The sequence below is a fragment of the Parapontixanthobacter aurantiacus genome, assembly GCF_009827635.1.
In the GTDB taxonomy this organism is placed as follows: domain Bacteria; phylum Pseudomonadota; class Alphaproteobacteria; order Sphingomonadales; family Sphingomonadaceae; genus Parapontixanthobacter; species Parapontixanthobacter aurantiacus.
In genome coordinates, this window is record NZ_WTYW01000001.1 from 1,218,076 (window position 1) to 1,232,170 (window position 14,095).

Here is a 14,095-nt window from a genome sequence, read left to right on the forward strand (position 1 = left end):
GCAGCTAGCCGACCCGAACCGTTCGGCTATCCTAGTTAGTAAGATTGCCGCATGTGGGTGACGACTATTAGTCCGATCCGCCTCAGGGACGCTGTGAAGGCGGGAAGAAGCGCGCCGCAAACCTTTCGGCTGGCTGGCGCAGTACGATTTTCGAGATAACTGCGAAGCTTCGTTGGGAGACCCCTAAAGGCCTTTCCAGTTGTCTCCTTCGAAATCGAACGAGATTGTCTCACCGTAGCGAGGATGCCGCTTGTCAAGCTTGTTCATGAAGTCCTCGTAATCCTCACTGAAATCCATAATCGTACACACCGAGGCCAAGTGTTCGCGCAACTTTGGATGACCAAGGTCGGGTGTTAGCCGCTGTTGAAGCGTACCCTTCCGCTTGCCTGAGGGGGTCTTGGGTTCGGTCCCCTTCAACTCTGCCAGCACGCCGGGCGCGAGACGGCGATAGACGATATCATTAGTAAGATGTCCAAAATACTGAGGGCGCTTGACCGTATCATGCGGAAAATCCAAACCGCGAAGTCGGAAAAGCTGCTCATAGAATTCATCCGGAAATGTTTTTACCCATGGTTGAAGTTCCTTGGCGATGAATTGTTCAAGGATTTTAGCCAGCGCGTCGCTTGCACGATCGCGTTGATAGCCCGTCGCCTCGTCAACCAGCGCCAAAATCCCGACACGGGCGAATCCACGAATAAGAATCTCAGCTTGCGCAGCAACGCGCTCTTGCGATTCTGTCAGTACCCCGGCCTTTCGCGCGTCCAAGTATACGTCGCAAACCATTTGCAATAATTCAGCACGATACCCATTTGCCCGTTGCCCGTGCTTGTTCACGAAATCGATCGGGTCGAGGACGTCCCTTATCTCTTTGGATACGAAAGGCAGGAGATTCTTCGCGGCGATAAAATTTGGCAATTCGGTGCGCGCATAACTGCCCTTCCAAGGACGTCCCAAGGCCGTCATGAACGCCTTCGATATCATCAATCGAGTGCCGTCCGATGTCACAGCTACAGGCAGATTTAGGCCTGCGATCTCTAACTCCCCTTCGTGCGTAGCGTCAGGGAGGTGCGCGCTCCATCTAGCTACTGCTGCCTTCTTAGCAATTTCCCTCCGCTCTTGCTTTGAGAGTTTTTCCGCGCGGGCAGAACCGCCTTTAGATTGGGGAGTTTCATTCATTGAGATCAATCCATGCTTGCTAACTTTCCTTGCAAGCATATGCTTGCCAAAAATTATTTGCAAGCATTGGAATCCTATTATCAGTAACGAGTCACCTTAAATCGTCACACTGGTTCGTAATTTGGAGTTAGATGGTGTCGGGAAAGTTTGCATTTTGGTCGTCTGCTTGACCATTTTGATGCCCCGCAGATCCCTGCGAATTCATTTTCACATGCTTTTTAAAGTGATGCAATTAATGAACGAGATGAACCTCTGGATCGCGATGCTGACCTTCTCCACGTCCGCACCGCCCTTTCCCACCATCGGCTTCAGATACTTGCCCGTGAAGCTGCGCGGTTCCTCTGCCACGTCCCTCGGCCCCGGCCTACGCCGGGGCAAGCTCGTTCCAGGTCGCGCGTTCCAAAAGCGGCTTGAGGTACTGACCCGTATAACTGCGTTTCACCGTCGCGACATATTCCGGAACGCCTTGCGCAACGATCTCCCCGCCGCGCGCGGCCACGAATTGCAGCCGCGCTAGCGAACGGGCGAGATTTTCCTGAACGTAACTGTCGCTCAGATGTCGTCCGCGACGTCCTCAGCCGTGTCTTCGACTTCCTCGACGCAATCGGTGTCTTCGGGAAGGCAGGTTGCCGCGGCGGCACCGGCGCCGGCGGCGGCCAGGGTGGCGCAGCCCGAGGTGGCAAATGCTGCGAGGACGGTGGCGGCTAGACCGATCTTCTTCATGTCGTTTCTCCCTTGTTAAACAACAAACCAATGGAGCGCCGATGCGGGCGTTCCGAGATTGTCATTGGTTAAGAAAGACGGGCGACCGCCCTGATACGCAGTGCAGGCGGGCTATTCCGCAGCCTCGGTTTCAGCTTCCGCCTGCCGCTCTGCGCTCTTGCCCAGCATCGGCTTCAGATACTTGCCGGTGAAGCTGCGCGGTTCCTCCGCCACGTCCTCCGGCGTGCCTTGCGCGACGATCTCCCCGCCGCGCACGCCGCCACCCGGCCCCAGATCGAGGATATGGTCGGCGGTCTTGATGACGTCGAGATTGTGCTCGATCACCACGACCGAATTGCCCTGGTCGACCAACCGGTGCAGCACTTCCAGGAGCTTCCTCACATCCTCGAAATGCAGGCCCGTCGTCGGTTCGTCGAGGATATAGAGCGTCTGCCCGGTCGACCGCTTCGCCAGTTCCTTCGCCAGCTTCACCCGCTGCGCCTCTCCGCCCGACAGCGTCGTCGCCTGCTGACCGACCTTGACGTAGCCGAGGCCGACTTCGTTCAGCATCGCCATCTTGTCGCGGATCGGGGGGACGGCCTTGAAGAACTCCTCCGCATCCTCGATCGTCATGTCGAGGACGTCGGCGATGCTCATGCCTTTGAAGCGGACTTCCAGCGTCTCCCGGTTGTAGCGCTTGCCGCCGCATTCCTCGCAGGTGACGTAGACGTCGGGGAGGAAGTGCATCTCGATCTTGATGAGGCCGTCGCCCTGGCACGCCTCGCACCGGCCGCCCTTCACGTTGAAGCTGAACCGGCCGGGCTTGTAGCCGCGCGCCTGGCTTTCCGGCAGGCCGGCGAACCAGTCGCGGATATTGGTGAAGGCGCCGGTATAGGTCGCCGGGTTGGAGCGCGGGGTGCGGCCGATGGGGGACTGGTCGATCTCGATCACCTTGTCGCAATGCTCGAGGCCGGTGACCTTGTCATGCGCGCCCGCGATGATGCGCGCGCCATTGAGGGTGCGGGCGGCGGAGGCGTAGAGCGTGTCGATGGTGAAGCTCGACTTGCCGCTGCCCGATACGCCGGTGACGCAGGTGAAGGTGCCGAGCGGCAGGCTGGCGGTGACGCCCGCGAGGTTGTTCGCCCGCGCATTGTGGACCGTCAACTCGTGGCCGTTGCCCTTGCGGCGGGTGGTGGGGACCGCGATCTCGCGCCGTCCGGTTAGGTAGTCGGCGGTGAGCGAGCCCTTCGCCTTCATGATCTGCTTCAGCGTGCCCTGTGCGACGACCTCGCCGCCGCGCACCCCTGCGCCGGGGCCGAGATCGACGATATGGTCGGCGGTGCGGATCGCGTCCTCGTCATGCTCGACCACGATCACCGTATTGCCGAGGTCGCGCAGGCGCTTCAGCGTTTCGAGGAGGCGGTCATTGTCGCGCTGGTGCAGGCCGATCGACGGCTCGTCGAGGACGTAGAGCACGCCCGACAGGCCGCTGCCGATCTGGCTGGCGAGGCGGATCCGCTGGCTTTCCCCGCCCGACAGCGTGCCCGAGGTCCGGTCGAGATTGAGGTAGTCGAGTCCGACATCGTCGAGGAAGCCCAGCCGCTCGTTGATTTCCTTGAGGATGGCGCGGGCGATCTGGCGCTGCTGCTCGGTCAGGCGATCCTCGATGGCGAGGAACCACTTCTTCGCATCCGCCACGCTCATGCGGGTCGGTTGGCTGATGTCCGTCCCGGCGATCTTCACCGCCAGCGCCTTGTCGTTGAGCCGCGCCCCGCCGCACGCCTCGCAAGGTTGGGCGGTCTGGAACTTCGCGAGTTCCTCGCGCATCCACGCGCTTTCGGTCTGGCGCATCCGGCGGTTGAGATTGCCGATGACCCCCTCGAACGCCTTCTTGACGGTGTATTGCTTGCGCCCGTCCTTGAAGGTCAGCGGCACGGCCTTGCCCTTCGTTCCGAACAGGATGACGTCGCGCACCTCTGCATCGAGTTCGTTCCACGGCGTCGCGAGGTCGAAGTCGTAGGCCTTGGCGAGGCTGGAGAGCACCTGCATGTAATAGGGCGACGGCGGGTTCGACTTCGCCCACGGCACGACCGCGCCCTTCTTCAGCGACAGTTCCTCGTTCGGGACGACGAGTTGCGGGTCGAACAGCTGCTTTTCCCCGATGCCGTCGCAGGTCGAACAGGCACCCTGCGGCGCGTTGAACGAGAACAGGCGCGGTTCGACTTCCTCGATGGTGAAGCCGCTGACGGGGCAAGAGAAACGCTCGGAAAAGACGATCCGGTTCTCTGGCAGGCCCGCCCCCTTCATCGCCCCGCCCTTTTCGGACACGCCCGATTGCTCCGTGCCCTCGCCCTCGCCAGCCGGCCCGATGACCGCGGTGCGAACGTCCTGCCGATGCGACAGGGCCTCGGCGACGGTCGTATCGGCGAGATCGACATAGGCAAGACCATCGGCCAGTTTCAGCGCGGTTTCGAAGCTGTCGGCAAGGCGCGTTTCGAGATCGGGCTTCACCGCCAGCCGGTCGACGACGACCTCGATATCGTGCTTGAACTTCTTGTCGAGCGCGGGCGCGTCCTCGATCGCGTAGAACTCGCCGTCGATGCGGACACGCGTGAAGCCCGCCTTCTGCCATTCGGCGAGCTCCCTGCGATATTCGCCCTTGCGTCCGCGCACCACCGGCGCGAGCAGATAGAGCCGCGTGCTTTCGGGCAAGGTCATCACCCGGTCGACCATGTTGGACACGGTCTGCGCCTCGATCGGCAGGCCGGTCGCAGGGCTGTAGGGAACGCCCACGCGCGCCCATAAAAGCCGCATGTAGTCGTAGATCTCGGTCACGGTCGCCACGGTGGAGCGAGGATTGCGCGACGTCGTCTTCTGCTCGATCGAGATGGCGGGCGAGAGCCCGTCAATATGCTCGACATCGGGCTTCTGCATCATTTCGAGGAATTGGCGGGCATAGGCCGACAGGCTTTCGACGTAGCGCCGCTGTCCTTCGGCATAGATCGTGTCGAAGGCGAGGCTCGACTTGCCGCTGCCCGAGAGGCCGGTGATGACGATCAGGCTGTCGCGCGGCAGGTCGATGTCCACGCCCTTGAGATTGTGCTCGCGCGCGCCGCGCACCGAAATCTTGGTTAATGCCATAAAGCGGATCTGTTCCTGAATTGTTCGCCAGCGTCAAGACGAGATGGATGGCCGCGCGCTACATGGTGATTGTTAACCTAATTACGAGTGCGCTTACGGATTTGCCGGCATGCGGGTGGCTTTTCTGGCACTACAGCGACGAAATATCCGGCTGCGTTAAATCTGGCTTGCGCTTTTAGAGATATCGTAGAAATACTACGAACTTAATGGGGGATTTTCGGCTCGCTCTGGCGGGCCGAACTTGGGGGTCATAATGAAAATTTACGCACTATTGGTGTCGGTTTCCGGCATGGTTCTACTCGCTGGTTGCGGCGGAGACGATGGATCATCCAGACCGCCAACCGGGGGCAGTACGCCGAATTTGAACGTCACCCTTTCGCAAACTTCGGCGAATGTCAGCGTGGAAGAAGGCGCAAGCGCCAAATTCGGGTTCACGGCAAACTACTCGGGAAGCACTTCCAGCCCGATCGTTGCCGATGTCGCAATCGGCGGTAGGCGATACGTGCTGGATGGCGCCCCGGTGCAGTCGGGTTCGAGCTACACCGTAAATCTATCGACCGTGCCACTTGCGGCCGGTGGCGCCACGACCAGCGAAGTGCAGTTTCGGCTCTGCACGACCGCCGCCTGTAGCACTGTTTATCCTGGTTCCACTAAGACCTTTACAGTGAACCTCGATGTCAAGTTGGGCGACTGGGGCATGTTCCAGCGCAATGCCGCGCACACGGGTTATGTCGCGGCTCGGTACGAACCCGCTGACTTCGAAGATTCTTGGAGCTGGGCACCAGCAGATGGCAATACGCTTGAAATGTCGGCCACTCGCGGAAGCGTATTCGTAACCGAGCGGCAATATTTCGGGACGAGCGTGGTTCATGCCCTCAGGGCATCGGATGGTTCAATACGATGGACGCGATCGCTGGGAGAGCAGGCCTACGTCAGCGGCCCGAGCTTCAGCGATAACCGGGTTTTTATCACATCCATGCAAAACTCATCGGATAATAACCCGCAATGGGTTCTCGATGCATCGAGTGGAACGTTGCTTCAACAGATGCAGTTCGGTTCGCAATGGCATGACTTCGCTCAACCTACGGTTTTCGATGGTTCTGTATACGTAGCCGCCGGTTACTACGGAAACGAAGTATACAATTTCGATTATGTCGCTGGAACGCTGCTGTGGCAGGCTAGTGGTACTGGCGGTAACATTTGGGATGGCCAGAGCGTCGCTGCCGATCAAGATTACGTGTACTATTACTCCGGAGCGTTCATGGACGTCTTCGACCGGTCTACTGGCGGGAAAATAACCTCAATGGCCGATCCGAATTTCGAGTGGCGAGGCTATGGCTGGGACGGCGCGCCCATAATCGGAACGGATGGACTTGTTTTCGGCTTTTCCTCTCCGCGAATGTACAATTCCGAAACGAAACTGGCTGGGTATTCCCTCCCACAGAGACGGCAAATATGGATTTCCGAAAATTCTTACACGACTGCTCCTGCCTTTGCGAATGGACGCCTGTTCGCCGCCCGGCATGGTCTTCAACTGATTGATGCTATCAATCAGGCAACTGGATCCGTTGCATTTTCCGTAGCGTTTCCAGATAGCGAGACGGCAAACAGTAATATCGTGATTGCCAGCAACCTCTTGTTCGTAAGTTCAGCCAGCAAAACTTACGCGTTCGATTTGTCGCAAACCAATTATCCGATAGTCTGGCAACGTGATGGTGGCGCAAGGTGGCTCGCAATTTCGCCAGACAACCAACTGCTGATCGGAGATGACAAGCATATCGCGGCAGTTTCGCTATATAAGTAACGTTAGTCTGAACCGATGAACGAGGCTTCTCTGACATAATATCGAGATTTCCCGCCCCCGTAAGATAGGGAGCGGGTGGATCAGGTCAGGCTGAGACGCGCGTGCGCTTTCGACGGAGAAATTTAATGATGACGGTCGCTGAGGAACGCAGCGCTTCGTCTTCATTTCATGAAGTGTGCAGGCTGACTCTCAAGAAGAGGCAATCTCAACGCGCGTAGACGGCGGCGAAATCTAAAACTTCGCCTGATGTCATGGGTCGGCTGTGTTTCCGAATTGTTCGCTATGGTCCAAGGCGATGCGACGCGCGGGGGAAGTCCCTGCGACGCCGCTTTCGGGTCATGTGGTAACGCTTGCATCAAAAATAATGTCCGCCCCGCGATATGCAGGACGGGCGGTGACGAAGTTGATGTGGCCGGTTAGTCGCGTTTGCCCACGAAGACGCCGGCGGCATCAAGCGTCTGATCAGACATTGCCGGGTCGGCGGTTGTAACGGAAAAACCGCCGCCGACTTCTTCCGGATTGCTCCCGAACAGATAACCGAAAATCGAGCCGACAGTCTCCGCGGTTCCGTTCAACAGATCGCTGGCCGACAGTTCATTGCCGGAAATTAGCCCATCGCTCGAACTATAGCTGCCCAAATCGCGTTCTGCTCCGGTTGCCCGATCGATACCGATTAGAGTGAGGAGGCTGCCCCACATTCCGTCGCTGAAGTTGACAGTAACCTGCGTCGTACCCCCCAGATCGTAATAACGATCGTCGGCTCCCTGGCTGGTTGCGGCGCCCAAGACGATGCCGGAATAGCTTGCCAACCCGGTTGAAGGGACTTGCGCGGCATCCGTCTTGAAACCGAACGCAACGTAGTGCCGCCAAGTCTCGAAGCCGTTGCTCATCTGCCAATATCCCATTTTGGTGTAGGTCAGGTCTACAAGCGGATTATCGGCTGTGTTGTTGAGAAGAACGAGACCATCTCCACCGGTCGTCGACACGATCGATGGATTCCCATAATGGGTATAAGCTAACGTACTTTTATCCGGGTCAATTTCTGTAGCAAAAAACGGAAACGTGTTTGCAAGGTTCCATATCCCCGCCCTGGCATCATAACGCACGTTGCCATCGCCGATCATGCCACCGCTACCTGGACGTACCACTTTTATGAAATGCTGAGCGATCGCACCGGTCCCCTGATCGAACCGGGTGATTTCTTCAACTACGATCGGATCCCACGAAGCGGCGTCCCCAAGATCCCTCAAGGAAGAAGCGAAACCGCGGAACTGGTTGTTACTGGAACCAACCAAAGTGCCGACGCAATCGACCCTATCGGATGAGCCTGAAAAGTAGGCGCCCACTTCTTCGGCGCCACGCCCGAAGAACTGACCGTTCCAAGATCCCAAGGAACCGGCGAGATTGAACTCCCCGCTGAAGGTTTCGGAGGAGCCGATCGCTGCCGTGCCTTCGTAGTTGAAACCGATGTAGCCATTGGTGTCCGTGCCGCCCCCGTTTATCAGATCGATGTACCTCGAAATTCCGATAACATAGACAGTTCCCGCACCGAAATCGGCGGTTAACATCCCGGGGAATCCGCCTATCAGCAGATAGGCCGTTTCGTTCTTAGCGGTAAGCATCCCAAGTAAATTTACCGAGTAGGTCGCGCTGCCAGTCGTAGGAACCGCGGATGCTACGGTCGGCACGCCGAAAACAAAAACGTCGGACGAAACATTGTATTTCGATCCGTCGAAGCGCTGCTCCAGATACTGACCGTGTCCTACCCAGTTCAGGCGGGCGGTGGGCGTATTTGGCACTGACGAACAGTTCTTCCGAGCCATTAGAGAGCGTCCGAAGGTAGCCATTGTAGGGAAGCCGCTCGTTGGTAGCATCGACGAGCTCTAGTTCAGCTTGAGTGAAAGCCTTTTCACCTTCTGACCGAAAAAGGGTGTAACGCATGGTTGCCGGGTCGTATCGGATCGAAAGCGAAGGGTCGGACACCGCCATGTCCTGAACCGAGCCTTCAGCGCTAATGGTCCCTTCGATCCGCCCGTCCGCTGCATCAAACGTATAAGCGGTCGAAAGATTGACCAGCGAGGTCGGTAGCGGCTTCGGAGCGGGAGTGGGACTGGGCGTGGGAGCCGGTGCCGGGGCTGGCGTCGGAGAAGGGCTCGGTGAGGGACTTGGCGAAGGCGCCGGGCCCCCGGTCCGCGGAGGGGGGCGTACTGCCGACCCCGCCCCCGCCACCACATGCCGACAGGGCGAAAGCCATCGCGCAAGCCTACGCCTGCAACCCAACGCGAATATTCATTTTGCGAAAACCCCTAAAAAGCAGCCACAATCCCTATTTCGGCTGCGAAACGGTCATAATCATCTATTCCAATAGTTGAAAGATTCTTTTCTTAGCTCAGTTGAACTTGCGGGGCGAATGTACCGACACGAAAGCTTCGGAAGGTTCCTGCAATACTGGTCGTGAAACGATCGTCCTTGCGGCGCTCCGGATAAAGAAAAAGCCGCCGGTCGGCTTCGAGATGCGAATAGCCTGCCCGTACCAGCGCCGTCGTGCTGCCGAACTCGCGATAGGCATAGAAATCGATGTCGCCCGAGGCCGTCGCGTAGCCTTCGTCATTGGCAAAGTTGCGGCTGGCCGAAACGCTGCCGCCGATCCCCGTGCGCGCATCGAGAGAGCGGTCGAGGCCGACCGACGCCGTCGCGACTTCAGCATCGCGCAGATCGTTGAGCTGGTCGTCGCTGTAGATGAGCGCGGCATCGAGGTTGAGCTGCGTTCTCGGGTTCAGCGGATGGCGCATCCGTCCGGTCACGCCATAGGATTTGGTGTATAAAATTCCGCCGAACCAGCGCCAGTTCGCTACGCCGGAGACCTCTATATAGTCGGTTCCCGAACGGATCTCGGAGCCGATCTGCCCGCCGACGATGATGTCGTTGAAGGCGCTTTCGCGATAGAAGCGCCCGCTGCCGTTGAACCCGAGCGCGAGCGTGGCATGTTCGTCGGTCGGAATGCGGGCAAAGGCTCGGAGGCGCGAAGACAAGCCGATGCCCGATTGCGCCCGTGCATCCTCGCTGAGGTCGAAATCGCCGATGATTGTCTCGAGCGTATCGGACTGCGTCGCGCGGTTGATGTTGGTGTCGGGCGCGAAAGCGAGCTGGAAGTTGACGCCGAACGGCTTCGCCTGGTTGAGACGGCCCGTGAAGAAGCGCACCAGTCGCTCGACTTCCGGCGGCAGTCCGGCCGCCTGGGCGGCACGCAATTCGCGCTCGGCCGCGCGCACTTCGCCGAGATCGGCGAGAACGCGTCCCAGTTCGAGGCGGACGCGGGCCGTTTCGGGTTGCTCGTCGAGGATCTGGCGCAGCAGCACCTCGGCATCGCGTGGCCGCGACTGGCTGTAGGCCAGCATCATCGCGAGGCGGAAGCGTGCCTCGTTGCGAAGGGCGACGTCGGGATTGGTAGCGAGAGCGCGATAGGCTGTCTCCGCGAGCTCGTAATTGCCGGCATCGCGCGCTGCGTCGGCGAAGGCGAACAATTGCGCCGGCGTCAGTTCGCGCGTGGCGACCGGCTGACCGTTCGACTGCGCGAGAACTGGAAACGGCGCAACGGCAACAAGGACGGCGGCAGCGAGCCGAACAACATTCGAAGACATGAAAACCTAGCGACCGTAACCATAAGGATCGCCGTGCGGTAGCATAGATCTATTATCAAACCATCGCGGTTTTTCGGACGGTAGAGTGGATAAGACTATGGCAGCAAGTCTTTCTTGCGGCGGCAAAAAAGTCTTAACCCGTTCTTGGTAAAGCGGTCGCAGGGACACTTAAGCGGGCCGGATAGCAGCGAATATGGACAGGTTTTACGGCGTTTCGCTGCGCGACATCATCCACGCGGACGAGGAGATCCATCGCGAGATGGTCCGTTCGCTGGCCGACCGCGAAGTCCAGACGTTCACATCCAACCTGTTCGGCGTTCTCGCCTGCGCGATCGTCGCGATGATCCTGCCGATGTCGGGAGCCCTGACCGTCGCCATAGGCCTGCGCCTCCTTGCTATTGCGGCAACCCGGCTCGCCAGCCTTCATCTCGCATACCGGATCAAGAAGAGAAAACCCTATCTGCGCGCGCTGCGGCTGCTCGGCATGAGCCTGTGCTTCAGCGGCGCGACCTGGGCCGTACTGTTATGGCCGATCTTCGGCAACACCACCGTCGAACCGCTCGCCTGGCTGCTCATCGGGCTGGCGACCGTGGGCGTCTCGCTCGTCGCGGCGGTCCTCGGCCCGCTACCCAAGATCCTGCTCGGCTTCGTCGCCTCGTTCTGCGGCACGCTGGCGATGGGGCTGTTCATTCATCCGACGCCCGTCGCGCTCGTCTACATCCTCGCCCTCGCCGCCATCGGAGGCGGCGTGATCGCATTCAGCCTCGGAATGGCGCGACAGGCTTATGCCGTATCCGCCGTCCTCGTCGCCAATCACCGGCTGGGCGAGGAACTCACCGAAGCACTGGAGCAGGCGAACTTTCTATCGCTGCACGATCCGCTGACCGGCTTGAAGAACCGCCGCGCCTTTTTCGAGATGGAAGGATGGATTGCAGCACAGCCGGTCGAGCGGCACGTGCTGGCGATCGACCTCGATCACTTCAAGTCGATCAACGACCGTTTCGGCCATGCCGCGGGCGACCGCGTTCTGGTCGAGGCGGCGCGCATCCTGCGCGATGTGGCGCGCGAGGTACCGGGCGGACCGCATTGCGCGGTGCGAACGGGCGGAGAAGAATTCATCGTCCTGCTCAGCGGCGTCGATTCGCTCGCCGCCAAGGGCGTGGCAGAAATCGTCCTCGCCCGGATGCGCTCGCTGGACCTGTCCTACATCGCCCCCGATCTTGAAATTTCAGTGTCCATCGGCCGGGCGGAATGCGCGCCGGATACGTCGCTCGAAGCGGCTCTCATGGCCGCCGACAAGGCCCTGTTCGCAGCGAAGCGCGGAGGACGCAACCGCATCGAGCGAGCCGCAGCCTGAAGCAGAAGCAACAACGCTCAGAAAAGGTCGCTGGGGACCTCCATCGCGATACCCGACTGCTTTGCCACCATGCCGACCCACTGACCGACCTGTTCCATTTCCTCGCGGGTCACCGGGCTGCTGCTGCGCGCCCGGTCGTCCGCCTCCTTGGTCGCAAAGTCGCTCCCGCCCTTCGAATATTCGCCGAAGACCGGGCTTGCGCCGACCGCGTCCGCGCGTTCGCGGGGCAGATCGATGCCCGCGAGCTTGAGCGCGGCGATAAGGGTGTCCGCCTTGTGCTCGTTGAACCGGTCGCCGTCTAGACTGACCATCCGTTCGCCCGCCCGCCCGACCGCATTGCGGGCGTTGAGTTCGAACCATCGCCGGTTGAGCAGCCATGCCGCCCCCGCCGCCTGCAGGTCGGTCATGAGGTAGGTCTCGCGCCCGTCCATGCCGAGATCGAGCGTCGCGTAGGATTGCAATTCCAGATACAGCTGCCGACCCCAGCGGCGCCCCATCATGCCCTTGCGGATCACCGCCTCGAGGAAGGCGGGCAGCGCGTTGCTCATCAGGATCGCCCGCGCATCGGGTCGCGCCTCCATCAGCGCCGGGATCAACATGTTCGTATGATTGCTCGGCTTGACGAACACGGCCTGCCTGCCCGGATGCGGGCGCGAGAGCAGGTCGAGCACCGGCTTTAGGAGCGGTCCCGCCTGCTGCCCGGCCCCTGCGAGGCTGGCGAAGATTCCCGGCTCGCTCATTCCGATACTGAACCCAGGGATGTTGAGCGCGCGGACCAGCAAGGTCGAGCGGCAGAACGCTGTGTGAAAAATGAAATGCAGCGGCCCGGTTGGGAAGTCGAGCGCGATGACCTCGTCGAAGGACAGGCTGGCGCTGTCGCTGGCTTCGGTCGGTTGCTGATCCGCAAGGAAGGCGGTCTCTGCGAACCGTTCGGGCCGGAGGCGGACGAATGTCATCCGGCGCGTGGCAAAATCCGCCTTGTGCGGCAGCCACAGGGGATCGGCGGCGATTTCGGCAGAGGTCGGCATGGCATGAGCCTTAGCGGGCCGCTCGCCCGCATCAAGTTCGCTCTCGCCGAAAAAGCCAAAGAAATCTTCCCGCTGTGATGTCCGTCACGGCCATGAAGGGCGAGCGCGCCTATTACCCACTGCGGAGCCGAGAGGTTCCATGCGACCCGAAGACTAGACCCGGATGAAGCCGCCTCCCTCGCAGGACAGCGCGCTTCGTCCGGGCTTTTTTGTTGCAATTGGGGAACGTTCCCTTTGGCACGGCCAGCTGAAGGCCAGTGGCGGCGAAGCGAGGACCGTTCGCCAAGTCCGCCCGTTATTTAGATGAACGGGAAACAATCTGTCGCGCTTGCGCGGCCCGATTGTGGAGAACGTAACAGGAGAACGCCCTATCCAGCATCGTCATGCCATTACATCACTCACTTACCGACCGTCCTATCGTTCGGTGGTGCGCGTCGGCGGACGTGCTGCCAATCGTTCGAGGCAGCGCATTACGCGGCTGAAGGGCCGATTGGTCGAACGGCGTCTCGAACGAAGGGCTAACGCGGGCGGCAAACGCCGCCGCAAACGCAAGATCGCGCTCGCCGCTTCTGCGGGAACCGTGGCGATCACTACCGGAGCCGTCGACATCATGGCCCCGTCCGCCGTCGAAGCACACCAGCTTTCCGTCCTCAATGCGAGCGAACACCGGGTCCCGGCGCATCTCCTGTCGGCGAGCGACGAAATGAAGCAGGCGATGATCGAGGAGGAAGGCGCGCGCAAGACCGTCTATCTCGATGTTGCAGGCAATCCGACCGTTGGCGTCGGCCATCTGGTGACGCCGGATGACGGGCTATCCGTCGGCGACCGGATCAGCGACGACCAAATTCTCGATTTGCTCGAAAAGGATCTGCGCATCGCGGAGCGTGCCGCCGTCCGCCTGCTCGGCGATCTGCCCGTTCACCAGCACGAATTCGATGCTCTCGTTGATCTCATCTTCAATGTCGGCGAAGGCAATGTTTCCGAGCGCGCAAGCCCGCGCCTTAACCAGGCGATTGCCAGCGGCGATTACCAGGGTATTGCGGATGAACTCTCCTATCACCATGCCGCAGGAAGCAAGGCGAAGGGCCTGATCTATCGCAGCGAGCGACGCGCCAACATCTTCATGGAAGCATCTTACGACGATCCCCGCGAGATCGGCAGCGGTCAGTTTACCTGACGGGTCGCTCAGTTCATCCGCAGGCGATGCGCGGCCTGCTACCCACGATGTTAATCCACTATCCGCCGA

Annotated in this window: 11 protein-coding genes; 3 read left to right on the top strand and 8 right to left on the bottom strand. The window is 60.1% G+C overall.

The genetic code is table 11. The features are described 5' to 3' along the window. Nucleotides 1-183: 183 nt before the first annotated feature. The 5 genes from GRI38_RS05895 to uvrA form a co-directional block, all read right to left on the bottom strand. A complete protein-coding gene (locus GRI38_RS05895; RefSeq protein ID WP_160681955.1) occupies nt 184-1,176 on the bottom strand; it encodes a P63C domain-containing protein in 993 nt (330 codons plus the stop codon). A 207-nt stretch (nt 1,177-1,383) separates the two neighbouring features. Beyond that, nucleotides 1,384-1,524, bottom strand: coding sequence for a hypothetical protein (locus tag GRI38_RS05900; RefSeq protein WP_160681956.1), 141 nt, complete (start codon nt 1,522-1,524; stop codon nt 1,384-1,386). A 16-nt stretch (nt 1,525-1,540) separates the two neighbouring features. Continuing rightward, nucleotides 1,541-1,675, bottom strand: coding sequence for a hypothetical protein (locus GRI38_RS14215; protein ID WP_272916421.1), 135 nt, complete (start codon nt 1,673-1,675; stop codon nt 1,541-1,543). A 53-nt stretch (nt 1,676-1,728) separates the two neighbouring features. Next, the gene (locus GRI38_RS05905; protein ID WP_160681957.1) at nt 1,729-1,899 is read right to left on the bottom strand and encodes a hypothetical protein; all 171 of its coding nucleotides are present in this window, start codon (nt 1,897-1,899) and stop codon (nt 1,729-1,731) included. A 111-nt stretch (nt 1,900-2,010) separates the two neighbouring features. Further along, nucleotides 2,011-5,019: an excinuclease ABC subunit UvrA gene (gene uvrA / locus GRI38_RS05910; RefSeq protein ID WP_160681958.1), complete on the bottom strand. Its 3,009-nt coding sequence runs from the start codon at nt 5,017-5,019 to the stop codon at nt 2,011-2,013. Between the two features lie 253 nt (nt 5,020-5,272). Between uvrA and GRI38_RS05915 the strand changes: the two genes are divergently transcribed. Next, a complete protein-coding gene (locus GRI38_RS05915) occupies nt 5,273-6,823 on the top strand; it encodes an outer membrane protein assembly factor BamB family protein (RefSeq protein ID WP_160681959.1) in 1,551 nt (516 codons plus the stop codon). A gap of 416 nt (nt 6,824-7,239) precedes the next feature. Here GRI38_RS05915 and GRI38_RS05920 read toward each other — a convergent pair whose 3' ends face one another. Both GRI38_RS05920 and GRI38_RS05925 read right to left on the bottom strand, forming a co-directional pair. Next, the gene (locus GRI38_RS05920) at nt 7,240-8,622 is read right to left on the bottom strand and encodes a HupA family protein (protein ID WP_160681960.1); all 1,383 of its coding nucleotides are present in this window, start codon (nt 8,620-8,622) and stop codon (nt 7,240-7,242) included. Nucleotides 8,623-9,207: 585 nt separating this feature from the next. After that, nucleotides 9,208-10,464, bottom strand: a complete 1,257-nt coding sequence (locus tag GRI38_RS05925) for a surface lipoprotein assembly modifier (protein WP_160681961.1) — start codon at nt 10,462-10,464, stop codon at nt 9,208-9,210. Nucleotides 10,465-10,657: 193 nt separating this feature from the next. On the opposite strand from GRI38_RS05925, the gene GRI38_RS05930 reads away from it, so the two are divergent. Then, on the top strand, nt 10,658-11,821 hold the full coding sequence (locus tag GRI38_RS05930; RefSeq protein ID WP_160681962.1) for a GGDEF domain-containing protein: 1,164 nt from the start codon (nt 10,658-10,660) through the stop codon (nt 11,819-11,821). Between the two features lie 17 nt (nt 11,822-11,838). Here the strand turns inward: GRI38_RS05930 and GRI38_RS05935 are convergent, their stop codons facing one another. Beyond that, a complete protein-coding gene (locus GRI38_RS05935; RefSeq protein WP_160681963.1) occupies nt 11,839-12,849 on the bottom strand; it encodes a hypothetical protein in 1,011 nt (336 codons plus the stop codon). A 328-nt stretch (nt 12,850-13,177) separates the two neighbouring features. On the opposite strand from GRI38_RS05935, the gene GRI38_RS05940 reads away from it, so the two are divergent. After that, nucleotides 13,178-14,026, top strand: coding sequence for a lysozyme (locus GRI38_RS05940; RefSeq protein ID WP_237487359.1), 849 nt, complete (start codon nt 13,178-13,180; stop codon nt 14,024-14,026). Nucleotides 14,027-14,095: the final 69 nt, after the last annotated feature.

What these genes read in the sequence shown, in the direction of transcription:
- GRI38_RS05915 (WP_160681959.1), top strand. Translation starts at nt 5,273, where the DNA reads ATGAAAATTTACGCACTATTGGTGTCGGTTTCCGGCATGGTTCTACTC.
- GRI38_RS05930 (WP_160681962.1), top strand. Translation starts at nt 10,658, where the DNA reads ATGGACAGGTTTTACGGCGTTTCGCTGCGCGACATCATCCACGCGGAC.
- GRI38_RS05935 (WP_160681963.1), bottom strand. Translation starts at nt 12,849, where the DNA reads ATGCCGACCTCTGCCGAAATCGCCGCCGATCCCCTGTGGCTGCCGCAC.
- uvrA (WP_160681958.1), bottom strand. Translation starts at nt 5,019, where the DNA reads ATGGCATTAACCAAGATTTCGGTGCGCGGCGCGCGCGAGCACAATCTC.
- GRI38_RS05925 (WP_160681961.1), bottom strand. Translation starts at nt 10,464, where the DNA reads ATGTCTTCGAATGTTGTTCGGCTCGCTGCCGCCGTCCTTGTTGCCGTT.
- GRI38_RS05905 (WP_160681957.1), bottom strand. Translation starts at nt 1,899, where the DNA reads ATGAAGAAGATCGGTCTAGCCGCCACCGTCCTCGCAGCATTTGCCACC.
- GRI38_RS05895 (WP_160681955.1), bottom strand. Translation starts at nt 1,176, where the DNA reads ATGAATGAAACTCCCCAATCTAAAGGCGGTTCTGCCCGCGCGGAAAAA.